General features: G+C 56.5%; 15 protein-coding genes and 2 tRNA genes. 1 reads left to right on the top strand and 16 read right to left on the bottom strand.

What is annotated here, in order from left to right; all coding sequences use genetic code 11:
- Positions 1–482 precede the first annotated feature (482 nt).
- From DW892_RS06150 to DW892_RS06085, 14 genes are all read right to left on the bottom strand, one after another.
- Positions 483–1280 (bottom strand): TraX family protein, encoded by a 798-nt coding sequence (locus DW892_RS06150; protein ID WP_117563997.1) that lies wholly within the window; start codon positions 1278–1280, stop codon positions 483–485.
- A 193-nt stretch (positions 1281–1473) separates the two neighbouring features.
- Positions 1474–1549: transfer RNA gene (locus tag DW892_RS06145), tRNA-Lys, on the bottom strand.
- A 28-nt stretch (positions 1550–1577) separates the two neighbouring features.
- Positions 1578–2858 (bottom strand): aminopeptidase, encoded by a 1281-nt coding sequence (locus DW892_RS06140; protein ID WP_117634755.1) that lies wholly within the window; start codon positions 2856–2858, stop codon positions 1578–1580.
- Positions 2859–2947: 89 nt separating this feature from the next.
- Positions 2948–3523, bottom strand: coding sequence for a hypothetical protein (locus DW892_RS06135; RefSeq protein ID WP_055251296.1), 576 nt, complete (start codon positions 3521–3523; stop codon positions 2948–2950).
- Entirely contained in the window at positions 3524–4402 is an 879-nt protein-coding gene (locus tag DW892_RS06130) for a phosphoribosylaminoimidazolesuccinocarboxamide synthase (protein WP_117563999.1), read from the bottom strand.
- A 118-nt stretch (positions 4403–4520) separates the two neighbouring features.
- Positions 4521–6086, bottom strand: a complete 1566-nt coding sequence (locus DW892_RS06125; RefSeq protein WP_117634753.1) for a cell wall metabolism sensor histidine kinase WalK — start codon at positions 6084–6086, stop codon at positions 4521–4523.
- 11 nt (positions 6087–6097) lie between these two features.
- Entirely contained in the window at positions 6098–6820 is a 723-nt protein-coding gene (locus tag DW892_RS06120; RefSeq protein ID WP_006236208.1) for a response regulator transcription factor, read from the bottom strand.
- A gap of 153 nt (positions 6821–6973) precedes the next feature.
- Entirely contained in the window at positions 6974–8185 is a 1212-nt protein-coding gene (locus tag DW892_RS06115; protein ID WP_117766391.1) for a twin-arginine translocation signal domain-containing protein, read from the bottom strand.
- Positions 8185–8448, bottom strand: coding sequence for a TIGR03905 family TSCPD domain-containing protein (locus tag DW892_RS06110; protein WP_117766389.1), 264 nt, complete (start codon positions 8446–8448; stop codon positions 8185–8187). Before DW892_RS06110 ends, DW892_RS06115 begins: the two co-directional genes overlap by 1 nt.
- Positions 8449–8561: 113 nt before the next feature.
- On the bottom strand, positions 8562–10361 hold the full coding sequence (locus DW892_RS06105; protein ID WP_117766387.1) for a diguanylate cyclase: 1800 nt from the start codon (positions 10359–10361) through the stop codon (positions 8562–8564).
- Complete coding sequence (locus DW892_RS06100; RefSeq protein ID WP_158567034.1) at positions 10358–11194, bottom strand: ABC transporter substrate-binding protein; 837 nt, start codon at positions 11192–11194, stop codon at positions 10358–10360. The genes DW892_RS06105 and DW892_RS06100 overlap by 4 nt, the downstream gene beginning before the upstream one ends.
- Before the next feature lie 207 nt (positions 11195–11401).
- Positions 11402–13324: an Ig-like domain-containing protein gene (locus DW892_RS10395; RefSeq protein WP_255415170.1), complete on the bottom strand. Its 1923-nt coding sequence runs from the start codon at positions 13322–13324 to the stop codon at positions 11402–11404.
- 1778 nt (positions 13325–15102) lie between these two features.
- Entirely contained in the window at positions 15103–16446 is a 1344-nt protein-coding gene (purB, locus tag DW892_RS06090; RefSeq protein ID WP_117766381.1) for an adenylosuccinate lyase, read from the bottom strand.
- 555 nt (positions 16447–17001) lie between these two features.
- Positions 17002–17076 (bottom strand) — tRNA-Gly (locus DW892_RS06085).
- Between the two features lie 297 nt (positions 17077–17373).
- Between DW892_RS06085 and DW892_RS06080 the strand changes: the two genes are divergently transcribed.
- Positions 17374–20805 carry a SpaA isopeptide-forming pilin-related protein gene (locus DW892_RS06080; protein WP_117766379.1) on the top strand — a complete coding sequence of 1144 codons (3432 nt, stop codon included), beginning with the start codon at positions 17374–17376 and terminating at the stop codon, positions 20803–20805.
- Between the two features lie 66 nt (positions 20806–20871).
- Here the strand turns inward: DW892_RS06080 and DW892_RS06075 are convergent, their stop codons facing one another.
- A complete protein-coding gene (locus DW892_RS06075) occupies positions 20872–21090 on the bottom strand; it encodes a hypothetical protein (RefSeq protein ID WP_117766377.1) in 219 nt (72 codons plus the stop codon).
- Positions 21091–21111: 21 nt separating this feature from the next.
- Positions 21112–24288, bottom strand: a complete 3177-nt coding sequence (locus DW892_RS06070; protein ID WP_117766375.1) for a hypothetical protein — start codon at positions 24286–24288, stop codon at positions 21112–21114.
- Positions 24289–24480: the final 192 nt, after the last annotated feature.

Genomic DNA, 24480 nt, shown 5'->3' with positions numbered 1-24480 from the left:
GGGGCGCCGGGGGCGGGAATCGCGCACTCCATATTTTGTTCACAAATGAATAGGTCCCTCAGTCACGTCACTGAGGTTATAACTGAAGCATCAGCTTCTGATATTGGCGGTGACCAGCTGGTTTATAGATGTTGAGGCATCGGTCATCTCTGGAGCGCCACTTTACTCCAAAAGCATCGGTTATTTGTTTCCCGTCGGTAAAAGGCAGGTTTTGTTCGCCAAGCGTTCCTATATATAGAAGTTCGGGTTCGAACCGTGCATCGGTAACAAAAAAGCGACCAGCCGGAGCCGATCGCTTTCTATTCTATGCTGGAGCATCCAGAGGGGTTCTTCCGAACTCATTTTCTCGCTGCCATTCATGCTTTCGAAGCATCTTTCTACAGCCCTCGTTGTCTATCCTCGTATCTCACAGGTCTTCCGGAAATTCACAAGCAGTCTTTGGGTCAATTTAGTTCTGCTTTCAGAGACTTGTTTGAGAGTTTTTAAAGACAGTTCAAAACAATAAGTGAGACACCATAAAGCAGAGCAAGATGAGCCGGATAGAAAATGTAGAAGAAATATTTGAGCTTCAGCCCTCGCTTGCCATTATAAAGATTGATAAGCAGCAACGAAACGACCGCGGCAGCAACATCAGGATTAAATATATTAGCTGTAGCAAACTCAAATCCGCCGCCAACTATATGGCATGACGAAAGGAGCACTGCGCATACTGCAGCAAAGAACATCTTGGCCTTGCTGTCGTGGAATAAATAGAATGCAGCCACAAGCAGAATGCCATACACACCGCCATCTAGTTTAGTGTATTCAGCTGCCAGTGCTGTCAAAACAATCAGAGCAGTTTCTGCGATGTACCTCTTCCATTTTGAAAGGCTTTGTATCTTTTCCAGAATTATCAAGAAGACCAAGCAAAGCAGGAGCTCACACATAACATTTTGTTGCCGAAGGTCAAATAGTTGCCCGGTTTGAACGAAATCGTATATGGGCTCCGCAATGATTGCGAAGACAAGCATATTTCGCAGGTACCTCTTTATGTCATGAGTATGCAAAAATCCCTCAACTATCAAAAAGCAAAATAAGGGAAATGCAATCCTGCCAAGAACATGAAGCACATCCGAAGCCTCGCTTAGAATCGCCCACTGTTCGTCTGATATCTGATTGTACGATGCGTGAGTCATGATTCCATTGGTCAGGACGATCCTGCTTACATGATCGAGAACCATCGAAATGGCCGCTATTATCTTTAATGTGCTGCCGCTAATTCCGTATCTATCTGTTTTCATTTCGTTTTCCTTTCTTTGGGTGGGCCGTCAGAGGTTCGGCCTGCTCTGCAGACGGCCGCTGCGGCGCTTCGCGCCTTGCGCGCTGCGCTGGCAAACGCTCACGCGTTTACTCAGCTCCGCGCCCTTTCGGGTTCGAACCCATGTCGCGGCAACAAAAAAGCGGCCGGCATCCGCCAGTCGCTTTTCTATTCTATGGTGGGCCGTCAGGGGTTCGAACCCTGGACCTTGGGATTAAAAGTCCCCTGCTCTGCCAGCTGAGCTAACGGCCCGCGGGTGGCATTGTACCACGGTCTGGGGCTATTCCCAACTCCATTGGCCGTTCTGGAAAATCACAACTTCACGTCCATCAGGCGTAATGCCCGTAATATCGATATCGTCCGTGCCGATCATAAAATCGACGTGCGTGCTCGAGACGTTAACGCCATGCTCCAGGAGCTCCTCCTTGGACATGTCATACCCACCCTCGATGCATTCGGGGAAACCGACACCCAGCGCGAGATGGCAGCTAGCGTTCTCATCATAGAGCGTGTCATAGAATAGAACGCCACTTTCACGGATCGGCGTGTTCTTGGAGATAAGCGCGACCTCACCCAGATGAGCGGCACCTTCATCGGTGTCAATAATGCTCGCAAGCGTCGCCTTACCCACGCGGGCATCGTAGTCCACTACGCGGCCCGCCTCGAACTTAATCCAAAAATCGTCAACCTTGTTACCGTGGTGAATGAGCGGCATAGCCGAATACACGATACCGTCGGCACGCATACGATCAGGCGAGGTGAAGACTTCCTCGGTGGGAATGTTGGGGAAGAAGGGGTGCCCATCGGGCGTCTTGCCCTTGCCGCCGGCCCACTCGTGACCTTTCGTCATGCCAATCGTCAGATCGGTTCCATTTGCCGAGGTGTAATGCAGGTAGTCGAAACGATTGTCGTTCAGGAAACGCAGGTTCTTTTCGAATGCGGCGTCATGGAGTTCCCAGTCGCTCTCCGGGTCCTGGCCATCGGCGCGAGCGGTATGCAGAATCGCATTCCACAGCTTATAGATTGCAACCTCATCGGCGTCTCCCGGGAACACCTCGCGCGCCCAGGCAACGACCGGCGCGCCGGCGATGCACCACGGGTTGATGTTGTAGTCCAGTCCGCGGCGGAAGACCTTGCACTGCGTGTTCCTTGCCTTAGAAGCTGCAGCAGGCTTAGCGGGATCGATGCCCTTAAGAGCGGCAGGGTCCGCACCCTCGATAAAGATAAAGCAGGCACCATCCTGGGCCAGTGAATCAAGCTGCAGGCGCTTCCACTCGGGCGTCTGCTCAAAATAGCTTTTCTCGACATGCTCGTACGTGAGCCTCGTCACGGCGTCATCGGCCCAAATAACCGTCACGTGACCGGCACCGGAGGCATAGGCCTCCGCGACCACCACGCGCGCAAACGGCGCGCACTCGACCGGAGACTGAACGACAACCTCCTGACCGGGCTTGACGTTTACGCCCTTGCGGACAACCAGGCGCGCATAGTTTTTAATCTTGGGCTCTAGGGCCTTCATGCCCTCCAGAGCCTCTTCGACCGTCAGGGCAGCTCGAATCATGTGCCACTCCATCTATCTATAGAACAGTAAAAAGGCGCGCCGCAAAAACGACGCGCCTTATATCTTAGCGATAAGTATGCATGCAAACGCTACTTCTTCTTGGAGTCCTTCTTGTCCTCCTCGGCAGCCGAGCGCTCGATAAGGGCGTTGAGCTTGTTCTCGGACATGCCCTCGGCCTGCGTGCGGTACATGTTGCGCAGGGGACGAATACGAACGAAGTCGTAGATGAAGTCACCCAAAATGACGACGTAGGACAAAACAATGCCGACCATCTGGACAGGGCTGGACACCATGCCAGCGGGAGCGAAGTACAGCGAAGCCCAAATGGCCACGACGAGCACCATGCCGATAGTGAGCACGGCCCACCAGATGCGGCGGCGCTTGGTGTAGTCCTCATCCTGCTTGAGAAGGATATTCGACACCGTGTAGATGCGATCCTCCTTGGCGCGCTGCTTAGCCTTGCGGGCGCGCTTCTCCTCTTTAGAGAGGCCCTCGAGGTTCTCGCCCTTCTCGAGCTCTTTGCGGCGTGCCTTAGACGAAGCCGGCACGACGCGGACAGAGCTCGCTGCCTGACGGGCGGGCTTGGCGGATGCAGCGGACTTGCGCGCAACCCCGGTAACCTCGTGGGATTGCGTGCGCTTGTTCGTGGCGCTACGGGTACTCACTTATGCGTTCTCCTTCATGCTTGTGAACTGGGAGCCCGTGATGATCTGGAAGGCCTCGCGATAGCGCTCGGACGTGCCATCGATGACCTCGGCGGGCAGATGCGGGGTCTCCCCCGTCATATCCCAGTTGGCTTTGAGCCAATTGCGGACGAATTGCTTGTCGTAGCTGGGCTGAATCTTGCCCTCCTCGTAGCTGGCGGCAGGCCAGAAACGGCTGGAGTCGGGCGTGAGGCACTCGTCGATCAGCGTAACCTTGCCATCGATGACACCGAACTCGAACTTGGTGTCGGCAATGATGATGCCACGGGTCGCTGCATACTCGGCGGCAGCCTTGTAGATCTTGAGGGAAAGGTCGCGAATCTGCGTGGCGATGTCCTCGCCCACGATCTCGCAGCAACGCTCGAACGAGATGTTCTCGTCGTGGTCACCGATCTCGGCCTTCGTGGACGGCGTGAACAGCGGCTCGGGAAGCTTGGAAGCCTCGGTCAGGCCCTCAGGCAGCTGGATGCCGCAGACGGTGCCGTTCTCGTCGTAGGTCTTCTTGCCCGAACCGGTCAGATAGCCGCGGACGATGCACTCGATAGGAATCGTCTGGGCCTTCTTAACCAGCATGGCGCGGCCGGCGAGGTAGTCACGATACTCAGCAAACTCCTCGGGGAAATCCGCCGGGTCGATGGAAACGAGGTGGTTGGGAACGATGCCGGCAAACTTATCGAACCAGAATGCCGAGATGCGGTTGAGCACCTCTCCCTTAAACGGAATCTCGTCGGGAAGAATGAAGTCGAACGCAGAAATGCGGTCGGTGGCGACCATCAGCAGGTTTTCACCGGCATCGTAGATATCACGAACCTTGCCACGGGAATCCGGACGACGCTCCATCGTTGTCACGTGAGTCACTCCTTACCAAAATACGACAGTAATGCGGGTTCTTTCCCGCACGTTTTCGCAAACTCGGAGCGGCAGGGACGAAACCCCTCCTTCACCGAATAGCGAAAAGCTAGTGCTCCATTGTAGTAGATGCCGCGTCCGCCGTGTGCTCGCGAGGCAGATGAATCGTAAAAGTCGTACCCTTTCCAAGCTCCGACTCCACGGATATGTAGCCGTGATGGCGCTCGACGATCTGTTTAGTCACGGCGAGGCCCACGCCCAGACCGCCCGCCTCACGGGCACGGCTGGCATCGGCGCGCCAAAAACGGCCGAAGATGCGCGACAAGTCATCCTTGGCAATACCGATGCCGGTATCAGAAACGGCAATGCTGACGTGTTTGCGGTCACTGAGCACCGACACCACGACCCAACCGCCCTCGGGGGTGTAGCGCATGGCGTTGCTCATGAGATTGATGACGCATTGTGTGATCATGTCGGGATCGGCTTCGACGACATCGTCGTGACCTTGGGTCTCGTCAGCAAAGCGCAAGCGCAGATCGCGGTCGACAAACAGGCGCTCCTGGGCATTGACGATGGAACGCACGAAAGGAACCATGTCCACCGGCTCAAGGTTGAGCGGAGCCGTGCTGTTTTCCATGCGCGACAGGTCGAGCATCTGCTGCACCAGACGAGCCAGGCGACGCGTCTCGGAAGCAACAGTCTCCAAGTGCTCATCGTCGGTAGGATATACGCCATCCTGCATGGCCTCGACCGTTGCGAGCATGGCCATAAGCGGAGTACGAAGTTCGTGAGCCACGTCCGAGGTCAAACGTTTCTCGTGTTTCATATCCTTCTCGAGCGAAGTGGCCATCTCATCGAACGTCTCGCCCAGTTGATCGATCTCGTCATCGCCGCGCAAGCCCGTACGAGCAGACAGATCGCCATCGCGAATTTGCTTGGCCGTGCTGGTAATACGGTGAATCGGCTTGGTGAGCATGCGCGACACGAGTGATCCGATAACGACCGAAATGCAAACTGCAACAACCGCAGCAAGGGCCATGGCGTTAAAGGTCTTCTCCCTAAACGCAGAATCTGCCTTGGTGAGCAAGGCATCGGAGCCGATGGCCCACAGCTTTACTTGTCCGACATGCTCGCCGGAAGACGTTATGATTTCGACGTTTGCAACGCTATCGGAGCCGGTGGGAGCCGACGAGACCGGACTATGCGATGCTTTTTTCCCGCTCGAGCTGCTCGACGGCGATTCGTTCTCGCGCACATCGGCGGTCGCGCTTGCCGAAGGCCATGAGTCGTCATAAACGACAACGCCTTTCTTGTTGACGACCTGCATACCCAAATCGTCGGACACCAAACTCGATGTCGCGACCGTACGTAGCTCGCCCGCAGTCCAATTGCCGTTTTCCTCATACGACGTCGCAAGCTTTTCGGCAGCGGAATTTGCGATTTCGACGATATTAGAGCGCGTGTAATCCGAAAAGACCGTGCCCCACACAACAGAGACCACGCCCACCAGCACCAATACCGTCATGAGCGATGTCAGAGCAAAAGCAAGTGCCATGCGCGAGGGATAGCTCATCGTTGGCCGTGAATCGGAACGAGGCGTGTTCCAACTAGCCTTGGAACCCGCCTCGCTCTCCTGCTTGTGCTTTTGTCCGATTTCAAAGCGCGCAGGTGTCATATGTGATTTCCCTATTTCTCGTCCGACTTATCGGTCTTGGCCGGAGCCTCGAAGCGATAGCCGACACCGTGGACGGTGTAGAGCCACTTGGGCTTCTTGGGATCATCGCCCAGCTTGGCGCGAAGGTTCTTCACGTGGCTATCGATGGTGCGCTCATAGCCCTCAAAGTCGTAGCCGAGCACCTTCTCGACCAGCTCCATGCGGTTGTAGACGCGACCGGGGTGACGGGCAAGCGTGGTGAGCAGCTTAAACTCGGAAGCCGTCAGGTCGACTTCCTTGCCCTCGACCAAAATCTTGTGGCCCGAGATATCGATGACCAGATCGCCGAAGTCGAGTACCTCGACGGCTGGCTCGTCGGCCTGATGGGCACGGCGGAACAAGGCGCGTACGCGCGCGACAAGCTCGCGCGGCGAGAACGGCTTAATCAGATAGTCGTCGGCGCCGAGCTCAAGACCGATAATACGGTCCTCGATCTCGCCCTTAGCCGTCAGCATGATGATGGGGACATCCGAGGTATCGCGAATGGTGCGGCAAACGCGCTCGCCGGGGATCTTGGGGAGCATAAGGTCGAGCACGACCAGGTCAAACTGATGCTTCTCGAACTCCTCGATCGCGGACTGGCCGTCGCCGACGCCCACAACCCAGTAGCCTTCGCGCTCGAGATAGGCAGCGACGGCGTCACGGATTGCCTTCTCATCCTCGACCAGCAGAATCTTTTTTGCATCTGAAGCCATAACACGGCCCCCCTGTCTCAATTAGCTAAGAACAAGCCCATTTTAACGCACCTGAACCCGCCGGATGCCACTATGACGCGGCAGCTCGGCGGGCGGTACTCACAATTACAACGCGCTTATTCCCCTGTTGGCGCCTTTTTAACCCCTCTAAGCTTAAAGAGAGAATAGGCGTGCGGTGACCGTCTCTGGTATACCCTGGCTGTTGCGCACCGTGGCGTACGTAAGGAATGAGTCCGATTTTCCCGCCGTAGCTGGATAATCGCCATACTCCAAAGCGCGATCGGGCGACAGCAGCGAGCCATAGGTCTTGGCAGAGGTGTCGATCAGGAAATGCGACGCCTGCACCTTAACAAGGTATTTATTCTTCTTGCCAGCCGCACATGCGAGCGGCTCGCGTGACAGGAAGAGGTACGGCCCTCCCTCATTACCGATATACGTGCCCATGTTGCCCAAGCTGCCCACGCCACTATAGGTCGCCTCGATAGAAAACACGAAGGTATCGCCCATATATACGGCCTCGAAAGGCGAGACTGACGAGGGAAGGACTAGCTGGGCACGTTTGGTGTTGTTGCCGTCGGTCAGATCGATTGCCGTTATGCCATAGTAGACGCCCTCGTCGTTGCGGACACGCGGCGAGATGGTCAAAATGCCGTCACTCGCACGCGGGGCCGATGCAAAGCGGCCCGTCGATTTCCAAATTGTCTCGGCCTTGGATTCATCAAGCGAGCGACGATAGCAAAACGAATCACTACTCGTTTTATTGCCGCCTGCCGAAGGCATTTTATACCAGATGACTGATGACCCGTACGCCGTAAACAGTGGCGGATCATAGTCCTTGCCACCCCGATCGAGCTCAACCACGTCGCCAGAGAGCGAAGCGCCCGACAGATTTTGAGCGTAGAGCTTCCACGATGAATTGGCAAAGTTCATCTCAACCCACGCAAACACGCCATCGCCGGCACGGACATCGTAAAATGCATATCCCGTGCCCTCGATAGGATCCTCGATTAATGTGGTAAGCGAGCCATCGCCCAGGTTGAGCACACCAAGCGTATTGGCATGCAGGGCAGAAGCAGGCGCCATCATCGCGGCAGCGTAGTCACCATCGCAGTAGTACAGCAGCGTACCCAAGGGCAATGTCCATGAAGCCGCCGGCTCAAGATCGATGTCGACTGCCTCGTACTCATCAGTGATCGAGACAATCTTCGAATCGTCCTTGATAACCTGCGGCTCGCCGGCGGCATCATCACTCGTGCCCGTTTTTTTCGAGCAACCGGCCAGTACGGCAGCAGCACCGGTAGCGGCGCCACCCAGTACAAAACCTCGACGCGTTATTCCATTCTTAAAGCGATCAGCGGTGCCCATTAGGCGATCTCTGCGCGAGCGGCCTCGATGGCGCGCGTAAGCTGATCGGCGCAAGAGGTCTTCTTCATGCCGCAGGTATTGCCGGCAAGAACCTCAATCACGCGATCAGCAGGAGCACCCTCGACCAGCTTAGAGATAGCCTTGAGATTGCCGTTGCAGCCGCCGGTAAACTCGACGCCCACCACCTTGCTGCCGTCATCGGACAGGTCAAGGTGGATATTGCGAGTGCATACGCCCTGAGGCTTGTAATCAAAACTAATCATTGCATTCCCCTCTCGTAAAGCAATTTCAGACGTCTATTATCCCCGTCCGAACCGATAAAGTATCGCGGGCACCGATTCAACATTCCCCAATGCGCAAACCGACGGCAGCAATACTAGCAATCTGCTTCCCGAGCGTGGACTTTTCGTTTCTCTTGATACATGTTGTGGTCAGCGATGTGGTAAATCTCGGTCAGTGTATAACCGGGTGCCTCTGCCGTCGCGACGCCAAACGATGCACTGACTGTCAGCACCTCATCGCTCGCAGCAGCAAGGCTGAGGCGAAGATCTTGCACTACTTCACATGCGGATTCGCGATCGGTGTGAGGGCAAATCAGCAAGAACTCGTCTCCACCAATGCGCATAGGCACAAACTTCTCGCCTGCCGTTCGCCTCAATACAGACGCCGTACGCCGTAGCAGCTCATCGCCCATTTCGTGACCGTAGAGATCGTTGGTACGCTTGAGGAAATTGCAGTCCATCATGATCACACTCACGGGCAGGGACTCGTTCACCAGGTCGTCGCCAAGGGACTCAAGGTAATTTCTATTGCGAAGTCCCGTCAGCTTATCCTGGAAAGAAAGCTCCTCGGCGCGCTTTGTCATCGAGATGTTATGCGTCGCCACGACGACCGACTCCAGTCGACCCTGCTCATCGCGGCGCTGTGGAACAACCTGCAGCGAATACCACGTACCTCGGCAGTCTCGTACCTCGGCATCCAAGTACGGCATGCCCTCCATACGATCCTGAAGCGTCTTTATATCTAAGAGCTCCATGACCGCCTCGCGACTTTCGGGACTCACAATGTCTCGGCAAACCGTTGCAAAAAAGTCATATGCCTCAGCGTGCTCGGCAAATATCTTCGTCACCGATGGCGACATGTTAATCCCCTCGATCTCGAGCGTGTCGAGATGCAACAGGAGGGTCGACTCATACGTGGAACTGATGGCATTGATGATGCCGAGCTGCTTGTCCTTTTCGGCCAAATTGCGACGATCGGCGACGATACGCACCAACAGCACTACAACCAAAAACACCAGGAACGCCAGCACGCCGACAGCGATAAATGAAATCCTGCCCGACATGACCTCAGATTTGGGATAGAGCGCAAACAGGCGATAGTCCTCATACGCCGCACGCACGGCATACCAGGTACTTCCCCGATATTCGACACGTGTTAGACCTTCGTCTTTCCAATCAATTCCGCTATCGGCAAGAAGCCGGGCGAGAGCTATATCGACGGTCGAATCGTTTGAAGAAACGATTTGCGCATCGCGCATCACGAACACCGTTGGGCTCTGATGGAATGTGTTGTTCACGAGCACGTCGGCGATCGTATACGAATAATCATCGGCGGGCTCGGGCGCAAGCGATCGATACCCCAGCGCTACGCCATCACCGTACGGAACAACACTCACGGCAAAGTCGACATCTCGACGCTCAACGACCGTCGAGTAGGACACCTTGGAACCTCGATACATCGATGCGACCGGCGAACAGGCAAGCTCCTCTCGCCACAGCATCAGCGGATCGCGACCGTCGATATCGTAATGAGCGGTCATATGGCCGTCGGCGTCCATGACCAACATTCCCGAAAGGTGCTCGGAATGGACGTACTCCTCGACACGATCATCGTTGACTTCAACGCGATCAGGCGGCAAGAACGTCGAAAACGACTCGAGCGCGGCATCCAAATTGTGCGTCGCCTCGGTTTTTCTTCCCTGTTCATATCGGTCATATTTTTCGCAGGCGTTTTTTAAAAACACCATGGTTTCCTGGCCAAATCCAAGCGTTTTATCGAGGCAGCGGTGCGTGCCGACCACGTATAGCAAACCCAACAAGACAACGCTGGCCACAACGCAGATAGCCGCGGTGACTAATGCCTTTCGGCGCAAGCGGCGCTCATCATTTGTCATGATTCCGCTCCTTGCCCGTCCGTCGTCGCCCCTGCCTTGTACTTGCCCACAATGCGCTCAATCGTGCCATCTCGATCCATCTCGAACAGCACGGTATTGAGGTTTTTGACGTACTCCCCCTCATAGCCGTCCTTAAACGCGACGCCAAGGTCAACCGTCATAACGTTGTCGGCGAACACACGATACAGGCCGGGATACTGGGCGACAAGACAATCAAGCGACTGAACGTCCGCCATCCAACAGTCAACATAACCTTTGACCAGGGCGGCCTTGCAGAGTTCGGCGGAGCCATATGATTTGATATGCACGTCCGACGAGATTTCCAGATCGCCTGCAAGCAATCGGCGTTCACTCACCGAACCGGCAATCACCGCAACAGTCTTGCTGCCATCGAGATACGCCAAGGACTTGATACCACTCGTTTTCTTGGTGGCAACCGAAACCGTCAAGGTTAGATACGGCTCAGTCCAGCAATACTCGTCTTCGCGATAACAGGGTGAATAGTCGCACCACAGGCAATCGATCTCGCCGTTTTTGAGCAGGCGGTCACGATCATTCCAAGATATGTCAATGAATTGCGGCTTGATTCCCGCACGCTTGCAAGCCTCGCGGGCGATATCGATATCGATACCGGCGTAATCGCCCGTGGTATCGATATACACATAGGGGTCGTTATCCGTAACGCCGATTTTAAGTACCGGGAGGTCTTTATCGGCTTCGCTCGATGAGGTAGAGCTGCTTCGAACGGCATACGTCAGGGCGACCGCACAAACGGCAACAAGGAGTATGAGCACGGACGAGACGATGGCGCCTCGTTTGATACGTCTGGGCACACGGCTCTTTTCATCGAAACAGCAGATAAGGTTCATTTTATTACCAGGGGGCCAGTGCAACAGCGAAAAAAGCGCCTTGCCCAAGACGGGCAAGGCACCAATGGTTGAAATGTATCCGTAAGCGGTCGAATTAGGTCAACCCTACTCGAAGCTTAGCTGCTCCAGGCGATCGAAGACCGTGTCGATACGGGTGACGAGCGGGATACCCTAACGCTCGAAACGTTTACGCATAAGAGCGAAAGCGATCAGCGCAACGCCTGCGACAGTAGCAATAAAGGCAACCGCAAGGGCCTGGTCGCCCGTATTGGCGAGCGCGCCCTTAGTAGCCTTAACAGACTTTTTGGTCACCTTAGTCGTCGTCTGCTGACTAGGCTGGGACGGCGTCACGGGCTGCGTAGGCTGAACCGGCTCACCATTGGCCTCCTCGCCCGCCACCACGTACGTCGAGAAGTGGCTCGTGCGGAAGCAAAGGTAGTCGCCCTCGGTCCACGTATCCATAGCCTGAGTGGAACCATCCTCGGCAACGTAGAGCACCTTGAGATTGGTGAGCGCCTTCATGGCTGCGGTCATCTTGACACGAACGATGAAGGACATGCCATCGAAGTCCTCGATAACCTCGCCATTCTTGAGAAGCTTGATATCGAGCTTCTCGGCAACCTTGGTAGCCCCCTGCTCAAGGCCGGAAATCGTAGCATTGGCGGCGTCGGTAAGATTTGTCGGCTCCTCGACCACAAGAGAGATGCTGTTGTTCTGGGCAATGCCGGCAGCGGCATTGTTCTCGGCGCTTACGCTAACGTCCGTTCCGTCGCTACCTGCAACGCCCGCAATGGTCCTCGCCGCTACAGTAACGGTACAGGTCATTGTTTTGTCACCACAGGTGACGGTGATCGTGGCGGTACCGGCCTTAAGCGGCGTCACGACGCCGTCTTTGACCGTAGCGATCGACGAGTCGCTGGAGGTCCAGCTCACCGTCGTATCGTCTGCATCGGCAGGACTCACCGTTGCGGAGAGCTTTGCGGAGGCATCACCGACGGTAAAGGACAGGCTCGTCTTGTCGAGCTCGACTTTCTGGACGGGGTTGGTCACGGTCACCGAGACGGTTTGGGAGAGCGACTCTGCAGTGATGACAAATGAGCCAGAACCGGTCTTGAGGGCGGTAACGGTGTAGGAGCCATCGCCGTTGTCGACAACCTTAAACGCCTTCGAAGCGCCCGTGTCATCCAGAGCAAGCTTGGTCTCGTCGACCTCACCCGCAAGGGCTCCAACAAGAGAAATCTTCACGGTGCCCTCTTCGCCCTTCTTAAGGTTAAGAGCGGTCTGGTCGACCGTAAGGTTCGTTGCGGGATTAGAGACGGTCACCGCGCAATCCTGAGAATAGACGCCGTCTTCAGTCGAAACGGTGATGGTTGCGGCGCCCTTGGAGACAGCCGTCACCTTTCCGGTTTGATCGACCGTAGCGACGCTCTCATTGCTGGACTTCCAAACAACTGTCTGGTTAGCCTCCGCGGGAACGACCGCCGCCTTAAGCTGCTCGGTTGCAGCGCCCGCAAGCGCGACCTTCTGCTTATCGAGCGTGATGCCCGTAGCAGGCTGAATAACGGTCACCTTGCACGTGGCGCTATACTCGCCGTCCTCAGTGGTAACGGTGATCGTGGCAGCACCGGCCTTGACCGGGGCCACGACGCCGTCCGCAACCGTGACGACCTCCGGGTCGCTCGAAGACCAGGACACATTCTTATTCGTTGCATTGTTGGGCTCAACCGTTGCGGTCAACGTCGAGGGCTCACCGCCCACAGCAAGCTTAAGATTCGACGCGCTGAGGCTGACGCCCGAGACCTTTACGACCGGAGTGGTTACCGTAATTGTATCCGTGGTTGCAGAGACCCCATCAACCGTTGCCGTGATCGTGGCATCACCGTCACCGACAGCGGTAACAAGACCGTTGCCATCGACGGTAAGGACGCTCTCGTTAGAAGAGGACCAGACAACCTTACTGGCCTTATCGTCAGGGGAAACCTTTGCCTTCAACTGCTGAGTCGTGCCCTTGTCCATAGATGTTGAGTAACCATCCGCAATGGAAACCGTCGTTTTTGCAGGTTCCTCGCCAGGCTTGACGACATGAACGGTCATCGTGTCACAGAGAAGGCCCCCATTATCGGGGTCACCGAGATAGACGTCTATCTTTGCAGTGCCGTAGCCATTCGGATGCGCGAAATATCCTGCTGTACTTGAGCTCACAGCGTACATCTCGATGCTAACGATGCTAGGGTCTGATGACACGAATCGATATTCAGAATATGGATATTTATCGAGAAGCTCTACAGCCTCCTTCGTCAACACAGTTCCAAAGTAATCGCGATATCTGTTCGCATCAAGCAGATAATCGTCCGTGCCAGTGCGGTCTGGAGCTAATTCGCTTTCAATTGAGATTTCGCTCTCCTTCAAGAATGCAATCGAAGGTTTAACGGATGGGTAGGGAATCACATCTATGGTGCCGACATGTTTGCCGCCGAACGAATCCGTCGCCTCAATAGTTGCAGTCCCCACCTTGATTGCGGTGACCCGATCTCCCTCTATCGAAACAATGTCTTGTCCTTTTATAACTGAATAGGATAATTTCCACGTTTGAGACTGGTAGTCACGCGATGAATCTCTGCAAGCTTGCCCGGTTGAATTCAGTTCAACATCAATCAAATCACTCGAATCGATCCATGCGTTAGAGCCGATAGCCATTTTTCCGCTCATGTTTTTCTCAACAAAAGCGGGACCCTGTTCCTTCATCACCACGTCGCAGAGTCGTTTCTTCTGATAAATACCTTGCGCGTAGTCACTCACGCCTATCCGGAGTTCACCAGCGCTGCTGCTGTGCGGATTAATATAAACAGGAGCCTGCAGCTGATAATCGGCAGAATTGCTACACTCCGTTATCTGATCACTGCTTAGCTGCGTATAAAGCCCCGACCCATCGTCATAAGAGCTATTTCCATAGATATCAAACGCCGTCGGCTCCTCATCGGGCCGCTCAAATGCGAGCAGCACTTTCCCTTTCTCAGAGCCATAGTGTTGTTTTCCGCAAACAGGACACTTCTCGATATATAACAACGTCAGAGAAGACACAGGCTTTGCCTTGTCCGAATTGTTTGCATACTTTATTTCTTTTATTTTGTTTTGAGACTTAGCAAGGCTTATTTCAAGATAACCCTCCGCTTTGTAACCCTCATAATTGAACTCAGCAGTTATCCGAAGCTTGCCGTCTCCAACAGACACTGGGGACAACGTATATTCCCATTGTCCATAGATGTTTGAAAGCGAGATATTCTCTGCATCATCACTCGAAATCGTTAGCGTGTAATTCTCGGGGTTTTGCGCCGCTTGAGCTATCTCCTGGGACGGAGCTCCCGGAAGCGAAAAGCGGACACTTCCATTCAGTCTTTGCCCGACCGCAACAGAACAATATTTCAAAACACTGTCCTGTGAAACAGAAACGAGAACCTCTCCTCCCTTAGTTTCCGATGCGACCGCTATTGATGGCGTAGCGACTGAAACTGCCGTTACGGCAGCCAAAACGGCACAAAATGCGGCGGCTATCCTCCAAAATCCTTTTCTCATTCCCCTAAGTCCAATCTCTCGTGAGAAAACGCAGTATTCTCCCGCACCTTAAAATTGGCTTAAGGATACCCCCCCCCCGACGGTCACTTACAAGCTAATGTTTGCCAGAAGGGGCAAATTAACGGCAAACGACATTTCTGCAATATACCATCATCCGCTAAAGTGCGACTTTCCCGGCGCCCCCCCACGCAAAAGCCCCGTTGGTAAACGAGTTACCAACGGGGCTTGAGCTGGAAAGCTGTACCTCAAAGGAGCTCAAAAGCAAACTGATAGGTTTAACATCGTCCCTAATCGATCAATTAGAACTCGAGCTGCTCCAGGCGATCGAAGACTGTGTCGATGCGGGTGAGGAAGTCCCACGGATCAAAGATCTCGTCGAGCTTTTCCTGGCTGACGGTGCAGCGCGGATCGGCCTCGAGACGCTCCTTAAAGGTGGGGCCGGAGACACAATCCTGTACCTCGTGCCAGGTGGCCATGGCATTTTCCTGCACGATAGCGTAGGCGTCCTCGCGGGTGATACCCGTGTCGACGAGGGCCAGCAGGACCTTGGAGGAGAAGATGAGGCCGCGAGTCTTGTTGAGGTTGGCCATCATGCGAGCCGGATACAGCTGCAGGCCGTCGATAACACGAATGAGGCACTGGAACATATGGTCAAGCGCGATGAAGCTATCTGCCTGGGCGACGCGCTCGGCAGAGGAGTGCGAAATGTCGCGCTCGTGCCACAGAGCGACGTTGTCAAAGGCGACCTGGGCGTTGGACTTCACGACGCGCGACAGGCCGCAGACCTTCTCCATGGTGATGGGGTTGCGCTTGTGCGGCATGGCGGAGCTGCCCTTTTGGCCCTTGCGGAAGGGCTCCTCGGCCTCGAGCGTATCGGTCTTCTGCAGGTTGCGGACCTCGGTCGCGATGCGCTCGCAGGTGGCCGCCGTAGTGGCAAGCACGCCGGCAAGGTAGGCATGGTGATCGCGGCTGATGACCTGCGTGGACAGCGGATCGTGGACCAGGCCCAGGTGCTCGCAGACGTACTCCTCGACGAACGGCTCGATGGAGCTGTAGGTGCCGACGGCACCGGAGATGGCACCGAAGGCAACATTCTTGCGAGCGTCCTCAAGACGATCGAGATCGCGCTTGAGCTCCCACGCCCAAGAGCCGAACTTCATACCGAAGGTCATCGGCTCGGCATGAATGCCGTGGGTGCGGCCGGCGCAGAGCGTATTGCGCTCCTCGAAGGCGCGGCGCTTGCAGATCACGCCGAGCTTCTTGACGTCCTCGATAATCAGGTCACACGCCTGAGTAAGCTGATAGCACAGAGCCGTATCACCCAGGTCGGAGCTGGTCATACCGTAGTGAACCCAGCGGCTAGGCTTGGGCTCGCCCTCGGGAACATCGGCGTCGATATATTCCTTCATGTTGGTCAGGAAGGCGATGACATCGTGGCGCGTGACCTCCTCGATCTCATCGACCTTTGCCTTCTCAAAGTTGGCGTGATCGCGGATCCACTGGGCCTCTTCTTTGGAAATACCGATCTTGCCGAGCTCCGCCTGGGCCTCGCAGGCCAGGACCTCAATCTCCTGCCAAATGGCGTACTTGTTCTCGAGGGAGAAGATGTGTCCCATCTCCGGGCGGGTATAGCGATCGATCATAGCGGCTCCTTTTTGGCTATTGGCACGTTGGTCGTAACTCAACCATTGTACCGTGCGCGGGTGCGAGTATGGGCAGCAGGCATTAACCTAACATTTTGGAATTGGAGCGGGCAACGGGACGTCTGCGCGCCCGCGTCGCGGACGCACACCGGCTGTGGCCAGCATGCCCCAGTCCGCAAAGCCGTCGAAGGAGACCGGATCGAGCCGTGTGTCCAAACATCCCCCTTGGCCGATGGAGCGGGCAACGGGACGTCCGCGTATTTGCTTCGCAAATCCGCACCGGCTGCGGTCGATCTCCTCGGATTCACGGAGACGATGGGGAAGACTTTGTTGAATTGGCCGTCCCAAGGTCTCCCGCGCTCGATGGAGCGGGCAACGGGACGTCCGCGTATTTGCTTCGCAAATCCGCACCGGCTGCGGTCGCCTATCGGCGACCTTGCCTGCTCGCTATAAACGCTTCGCGTTTATTTAACGCTCGCACCCTGTCGGGTTCGAGTCCCGGCACTTTATTGAAAAAGGCACAGTAACGAAACGTTACCGTGCCTGAAATTCGAATGGAGCGGGCAACGGGACTCGAACCCGCGAGTGTCAGCTTGGGAAGCTGATGCCTTACCACTTGGCGATGCCCGCTTGTGTGTTGGCTAGTATAACGCGGTTGTCTTGTTCGATACAAGGGTGGTGATGCTTGTTTTAGCTGTGGAGATTCGTTTGAAAATCGCGTCAATTGTGGAGATGAGGACCTTTGACCTCCTGTTCTCCCTATCTTCTACCTGCGCTTTTGCTTGATTGTTGTATTTGAGCTCAATTTGTCAGGAATTGGGCAAGCTTTTGGTCAGGCTCCGGTACTTACCCGCATGAACCTCGGGGGTAGCCTCATCCTACGCGTCGCAGCCTCCCCGTGCGGCGCACGAGGGATAAGGAGCAGCCATGTCCAACGCACCCACGCACTCTGTCCACAGCGCAATCGCAACAGGTCCGCTGCTCCTGCTCCTCTTCCTGCTTTTCGGCTGCCTGGCACCGGGAGCCGCATTTGCCGTCGATGGCTACGACCAGCTCGGCTTCCGCACTATTAGCGATGATTGTGGGCCCTTCTTCATCGGCAAGTATGAAGCTCAAGACGCCTCGATTGCCTACTGCATGAACCAGGAGCGCCCCGGCCCCACCAAGCCGGGCGGCCCATGGCTCAACTTTGATCAAGGCTGGGTGTGGCTCGACGACGAGTTCGCGGCAATCGTTTGTCACGGATATCCTACCGCCACGTCGTTTGGCGGTTACCATCTTTCACCCGATCGCGCCCGCGCCGCCACCCAGCTTGCCGTATGGATGCTCAACGGCACTACCCATGTCGACGGCACCTACTCCTACACGACCGCTCAGGGTAAAACCAAGAGCGGACACTTTACCGCCGACAATGAAGTCGTGGCGGCTGCGCGATGGCTCCACGACAGCGCAAAATCAGGAAGCATCAAAGCCGCTCCGCACCGCGCGCGGCGCTATCTAGGAGCCGTATCGGGCGGCAGTAAACGTCAAGACATGCTCTATGTACTGCCGACGGTCTCTGTTTCCTTCCAAAAGCAGTCTGCGAACACCGTTATTACCAGCGGAAACAATACCTATGAGTTTGACGGGGCAACATTCGATGTTTTTGAGAGCGCCAGCGGCGCGCGTGTCGGCACCATCCAGATGGACAGCAACGGTCGAGCGCAGGCAGCACTTCTGCCCAACACGGCATACTACCTAGTTGAAACAAAGGCGCCGGCCGGCTATGTCCCCCGTCGTGATCGCATCGCCTTTACCACGGGGAATGACGGTGGACAGGTCGCCGTTGATGAACAACCCGGCACCATCACCCTGCATGTCGTAAAACTCGATGCCGCGACGAATGCCGGACCCCAGGCTGGAGCTTCACTTGCGGGAGCAGAGTTTACGTGCGTGTCGCAATCCGCCCCCGGATGGGCGCAAACCCTCACAACCGATGAAAGCGGTCGAGCTACCCTCACCGATGTCCCCCTAGGAACCTTTACCATCTATGAGTCAAAAGCCCCCGAGGGCTACCTGCCAGCCAACGACAGCTGGTCCTATACCGTTGGAGCCGACCAGCTCGGTGATTCAGGCGTGGTCGAGATCGAATCGCGCGTTTCCGATATCCCCATTGCGTTTGACCTTGAGATTTCCAAATTCAAGGACTACGGCAATAGCGATCAATCCGGCCTGGAGCAGCCGGCAGGAGGTGTTGTCTTTGAGGTTGTCAGCAACAGCTCTCAGCAGGTTGTTGGCACACTGACCACAAACATCTATGGCTTTGCCTCCACCAAAGATCAGTCAGAAGCATGGTTCGGCGCAGGCAAGCGACCCGCCGGTGTCCACGGAGCCATCCCATACGACCGCGCCGGCTACACCGTTCGCGAGGTTCCGGAAACCGTCCCCGAGGGTTTTAAACGTGCAGGGGAATGGACCGTCGGGGCCAATCAGATTTCCGACGGCGCCGAGCTTCAATATATCGTGGACAACCACGCTCTGTCGACGCATCTCCAGATTGTAAAACGCGATGCCCAAACAGGCGCTTCTGTTCCGCTAGCCGGATTCACCTTCCAACTCCTCGACAGCAATCACAAACCTGTCTCACAAACATGCTGGTATCCAGCACATAATGTAATGGACACCTTTACGACTGACGCGACCGGCACCGTCACACTGCCCGAATCGCTCGTGCCGGGCACCTATTATGTACGCGAAACTTCGGCCAAAGAGCCCTATCTTGTCGGTGAAGAGATCGAGGTAAACATACCCGCCGACATGAACCTAACGCCCATTGCAATCGCCTCGTATTATGACCACGCCGCGACCGGAAACATCAGGATCGTTAAAACCGATGCCGTAGACGGCAGCAGCCTCGCGGGCGCCATCTTTGAGATCCGTGCCTCAGGTGATATCGTGCGCCCCGATGGTAGCATTGCCGCGCTCGACGGTGAGACCGTCGCGACCATCGCGACGGATGAAACTGGAGAGGCACGCGCGGACGATCTCCCGCTGGGATCTGGCACCGCACGCTACGAGGTTGTCGAGACCCAAGCGCCGGCAGGCTTCTTACTCGACCGGACGCACCATATCGTCGACCTTACCTATGCCGACCAGAAAACACCCGTTGTGGAAGCACGGCTTAACGTATCCGACGATTACACCAAGGTTGATATCTCCAAGGTCGATGCAAGCGGAGAACAGGAAGTGAAAGGTGCACAGCTCACCTTATATGGTCCCGATAAAACCGAAATAGACTCCTGGACCTCATCCGACAAGCCACACCGCATCGAACATCTTGCACCCGGCACCTACTCGTTGCGCGAAACGATGTCTCCGCGGACCTATGACCTTGCCGAGGAGATAACGTTTGAAATAAAGGATACGGGAGAAGTCCAATCCGTCGCGATGAAGGATGCGCCCATCGAGATCAAAGGACAGGTCGACAAGCGTCAGGAACTTGTCCAACCTATCGGGAAGGGTCTGCTGGCCAACGGCGATGGTAAAAATCGCGCCGCGACGCAAACCAATACGGACGGACTTTTCTCCTATACCATCGACGCTCGAAACGATTCAGCTACCTGGGTTGATGAGTTTACGATTACCGATGATCTTGAGTGTGCCAAAGACGGCACGGCGAGATTCGTCTCAATCGAAACCCCCGTCGCCATCGGCGACCTCAACGGTCTGTGCAACGTATGGTATCGCACGACGCCGTTGGACTCGACAGACGTCGATGGGCCGGCAAACGCGACGCTTGACGATGGGCACGAAAATCCTTGGCTTGAGTCCGACGAAGTAAAAGAGAGTCTGGGTGAGGATTGCCGCCTCGTCGATTACGACGGCTGGCACCTCTGGAAGGCGGATGTCTCGACCACGGAATCCACCACACTCGAGGCGAAAGAACTTGACCTTGCATCCAATACCGTCGTAACGGGCATTCGCATTGAATACGGTGCAGTAGCCGCCGACTTTACGACTCGAAGCGATGTGGATTCTTGGACCCGTGATGATCTCAAAGATGAGCACGACGACCTTGACGATGCCAAAGCAATCCTTGGCACAGACGCTCGGGGCGCAGCCGTGCACATGCAGGCAACGTCGGCTTATACGCCCCAAACCGCACTCACCAACAGCGCGCGCGTCGATCTTTGCCGCAACGGCGGCGGCGATAAACTTGAGTCACATGACGAGGACCGTGTCATTCAACGCTGTACCCTACCGCAGGACCTACCGGCAACAGGATCAGTTCCCATCGCCGCCTGCATCACCGCGCTTCTGACCTCGGGTGCCGCAGCCTTATGGTTCGCTCGCCTTAGGTCGATCCCAAAGAAGCGCTAGCGCGATAAAAAAGCGGGCGAGCCAGTCCCCCGGCTCGCCCGCTTTCAATCATTTAAATCGCCGTATCTACTCTGCAGACGAAGATCCACCATCAACGATTGCCTGCTCGGACTCAGGAATCCCATCGGCACCCGTGCTCCGTTCTTGCTCCACCTCTTCGCTGATTGCGGAGGCGGGGGTCGAGCCCTTCGCACCCACGATGTAGGCAGCCCCAAATCCTAACGCAATGGCGATCAAGGTCAAAATCACGTAGACAGGCCAATGGCGCTTAATATACGAAAACACGTTGACTCCTTAGAGCTCCGTCTACGAACGGCGGATAACCTCGGTCACGACCTCGGATACCGTGGCAATGTTCGTCGGGTTGACATTGTGGGGCAGGTCGTCCTCGGTACGAGCGCAAGCCAGGCGCGTGCCGTCCACGCCGGCGATGGTGAGGGCTCGGCGGCTCGCCTTGAGCGCGGCGTAGGCATCGGTCTTGGCATAGGGCATCTCGAGCGCGCCACAATCGACATGGAACGACTTGCACACCTTGCTGACCAGGTTCATGATGCGGCGATCGCCCTTGAGCAGCTGCTGTTCGCCCTCGACCGTCACCACCGAAAGCCTACCGGCGCCGACGGATTCAAGATTGATGAAAAATACGCCGCGGAGCTTATCGCGATGCGAAGCCAAGAAGGCCTTCATACCGGCGCCATCACAATCCGAGGCGCCCGTTGCCACAAACCAGATATCATGACCGAGCAGCTCATCGTCACCCATAGAGGCGACAGCCGAGAGCATATCTTCGGAGGAAGCGCCGTCGGAAGACGTAGCGCCGCCCTTCCAGCCATCGTTATCGTCCTCGAAATTATCCCACGAACCGATGCCGCGACCGGACTTCTTGGCATCGTAATCGTCTTCGACGCCCAGCCAATCACTCATGCTGTCCTGTTCGTTTTTCTTTTTACGACCGAACAGGCCGCCCAGGCCGCGCTTGCGAGACTTGGGGGCCGCCGGGGCGGGAGCCGAAATGGTCTCGATCGGCTGAGCGCCCGACGCAACGGGCATAGGAGGCGCAACGGGTGCCGATGTGGGTTCGGGACCCTGAGCGGTAGCAAAGGGGTCGTTGACCTGTGCGGAGGGGTCGGGAAGGTCGAACAGCGACGTGCGAGACGCAACGTTTGCCTGCTTCATCGACGGCAGCGACGGATCGGGGACCGAAGCCAGCGGAGACGAGGAAGGTGCAGGCGACGGAGCTGACGCCGGATCGGGAACATTCATCTGCGGACGCGGCGATGCCTGGGAGGAAATCTGGGCCATAAGGGAATCGACCGTTTCGTCCTGGGTGGGAGCAACATCGGCAACCGTGGCACCGGAACCACTCGGGGTCGGCATGGTGAAAATCTGCGTGGAGTAAGGCCTCGACTCATCTGTCTCGGGAGCCTCGGAAACCGCAGGCACTTCCTCCTGCTCGACCTCGGTCGAATCATCTTGCTCGGCTGTTGCGTATTGCTCTTCGTCAGAGTTGGCCTCGACGGGCTCGTCCTCGGCGGCATCTTGGATTTCGGCAGTATCGATAGGCTCGTCATCGTCTGCCGCGTCGCCCTGCTCATCGGAAACAGGAAGGGGCTCGGCAATCGCGGTGCCTTGCTTTTCAAACGTTATCGTGGAATCGAACTGCGCGGCATCAAACGACATGGTGCTATCGACGTGCTGTTGAGCCTCGAAAGACGTCGTCGCCTCAACAACATCCGCGGACGCCGGTTGCTGGGACTCAAAGGACGTCGTAGCTTCGGCAGCGTCGACGGGCCCGGACTGCATAGCCTCGTTCTGCTCAAACTCTTGCGCCGCGCGCTCACGTGCCGCCTCGGCTGCCTGCTGCTGAGCGATAGCCTCCTGCTCGGCGGCCTCGCGTGCGGCAGCGCGCTTCTCCTCGAAATCGTCGACAAATTTCCTGCCCTTTGCAAGCGCACCCTTAAAGAAGCTGGAAGCGCCGGCGCCAATCGAAGAGAACGCGGATGCAATATCGGCATGGGGCGTTGCCGCGGGAATCTCGGCAGAGAAATCAGTATCGCTCTCGTAAGACACGCGCCTCGGCTGTTCAACGTAATCGTCGTCAGACTCGTCCGCAACGTCTTGCGCCGGCGCGGCGGGAGCCAAAATGTCCAGTCCTGCCGCGGGATCGATCGCAGACACCGCCTCGGGCTCGGCAACGGCAGCGGTAACCGCGGCAGACTCATCATCCGCAGTGACAACGGGCGCAGGCTCGGGCTCAAACGTCGGCTCCTCGCCCTCCTCGTAATCGAGCGTGCAGGACTCGGGAAGCATTCCGAGCGCACGGATGGCATCCGAACCAAAGCGAATGTTGCCGGCGGCGTTGCGATAGAGCTTGGGCTCGGGCTCGGCCGCGGCAGGCTCCTCCGCCGGCTCAGCAGCGGGAACCTCGTCATTGAACTCTTCGGCCTGGACAGCCTGATTCTGATCCTCGGGCACGATGGCGCCAATCAGCGTCTCGTCGGCAGACGCACCCTCAAAGCCCTCGATCTGCTCGTCGAAAGCCTCGCCCTGTTCGGGCTCGGTTTGAGCGTCGGGAGCAATCGGCTGACCGAACTCGTCCTCGGCGTAGGTAGGCTCTTCGTACTCGATGGTGTTGCCGTAGTCGTTTTGCTGCTGGGCCGCGGCATACTCCGCCGCCGCGCGCGCCATTTCCTCGGCACGACGTTTCTGCTCCCCAAAATAGGTATCGAACGGAACATCGTCGGGAAACTCGTTCTCGCCCTGGAAGGGAGCAACGTTGTCCATAACGCCGAGCATAGCGGCGACAGAAGACTTGTTGCACACCGCGCCGGACGTATAGGGAAGAATGTGGCGGTTAGAGATGATGTTTGCCGCGTTGGCAAGTGCAACGAGGGAAGCGAGGATCGCGACAATCCACAGCAGAACCTTGAGCGCGCCGGGGAGCGGCAGGATACGCAGGATGGCAACGGCAGCGGGGGCAACCGTGGCAACGGGCAACAGCTTGGCAATGAGCGCACGATACGAAGCATAAGGCTCGCGGGCGAGCAGCTCAGCACGGGGAGAGTCGTAGTGTGCGACAACGACCACCGGGCGGTTGCGCGGAGACGCAAGCGAGCCCGAGGCCTTGTGGTAGGCGATGACATTTTGGCTCACGCCCGTCTTGCCCAGGCGCGAAACCACGGGGTGGCCCGTGCGCTCGAGCACGTAGAGCACGGCACCGACAATGGCCAGCAAGGTGCCGACCAAGCCGATACCGCCGCCGATGCCCATCAGCAGGGCGCCGGCAAACGCAAGGATGCCAGTAACGGCAAATGCCAATCTACTGGGCGCCGGGGCATTGAACTCCTGAACCTCGGGATCAAAGCCGTGGTTGCGGAAGATCTGAGCGATATCCTCGGCAGCCAAGCGCTCTTCTTCGCTGCATGCCGGCGTAATGCCGGTGTTCTGCAGCAGGTGGTTAATATAGTTCTGGGTGTTCGCCATGTGCGCTCCACATCCATAATCCGACAAATAGGCCCAATGCTTGCACATTAGAACCGTATATAGTCGAAAGTATACCCCGAGCGAGCGCAAACGACCGAATTCGGGCCATCTTAACGCCCCGAGCGGACAAGGATATAGCCTAATCTCCATATCGGACTAAAATCATGGCAGCAAACCACCTTCTCATGCGAG

Origin of the sequence: Collinsella sp. AM40-7AC, assembly GCF_003468125.1 — a bacterium.
In the GTDB taxonomy this organism is placed as follows: domain Bacteria; phylum Actinomycetota; class Coriobacteriia; order Coriobacteriales; family Coriobacteriaceae; genus Collinsella; species Collinsella aerofaciens_O.
Note: the sequence above shows the minus strand (reverse complement) of the source record. Positions and strands in the feature narration are given on the sequence as shown.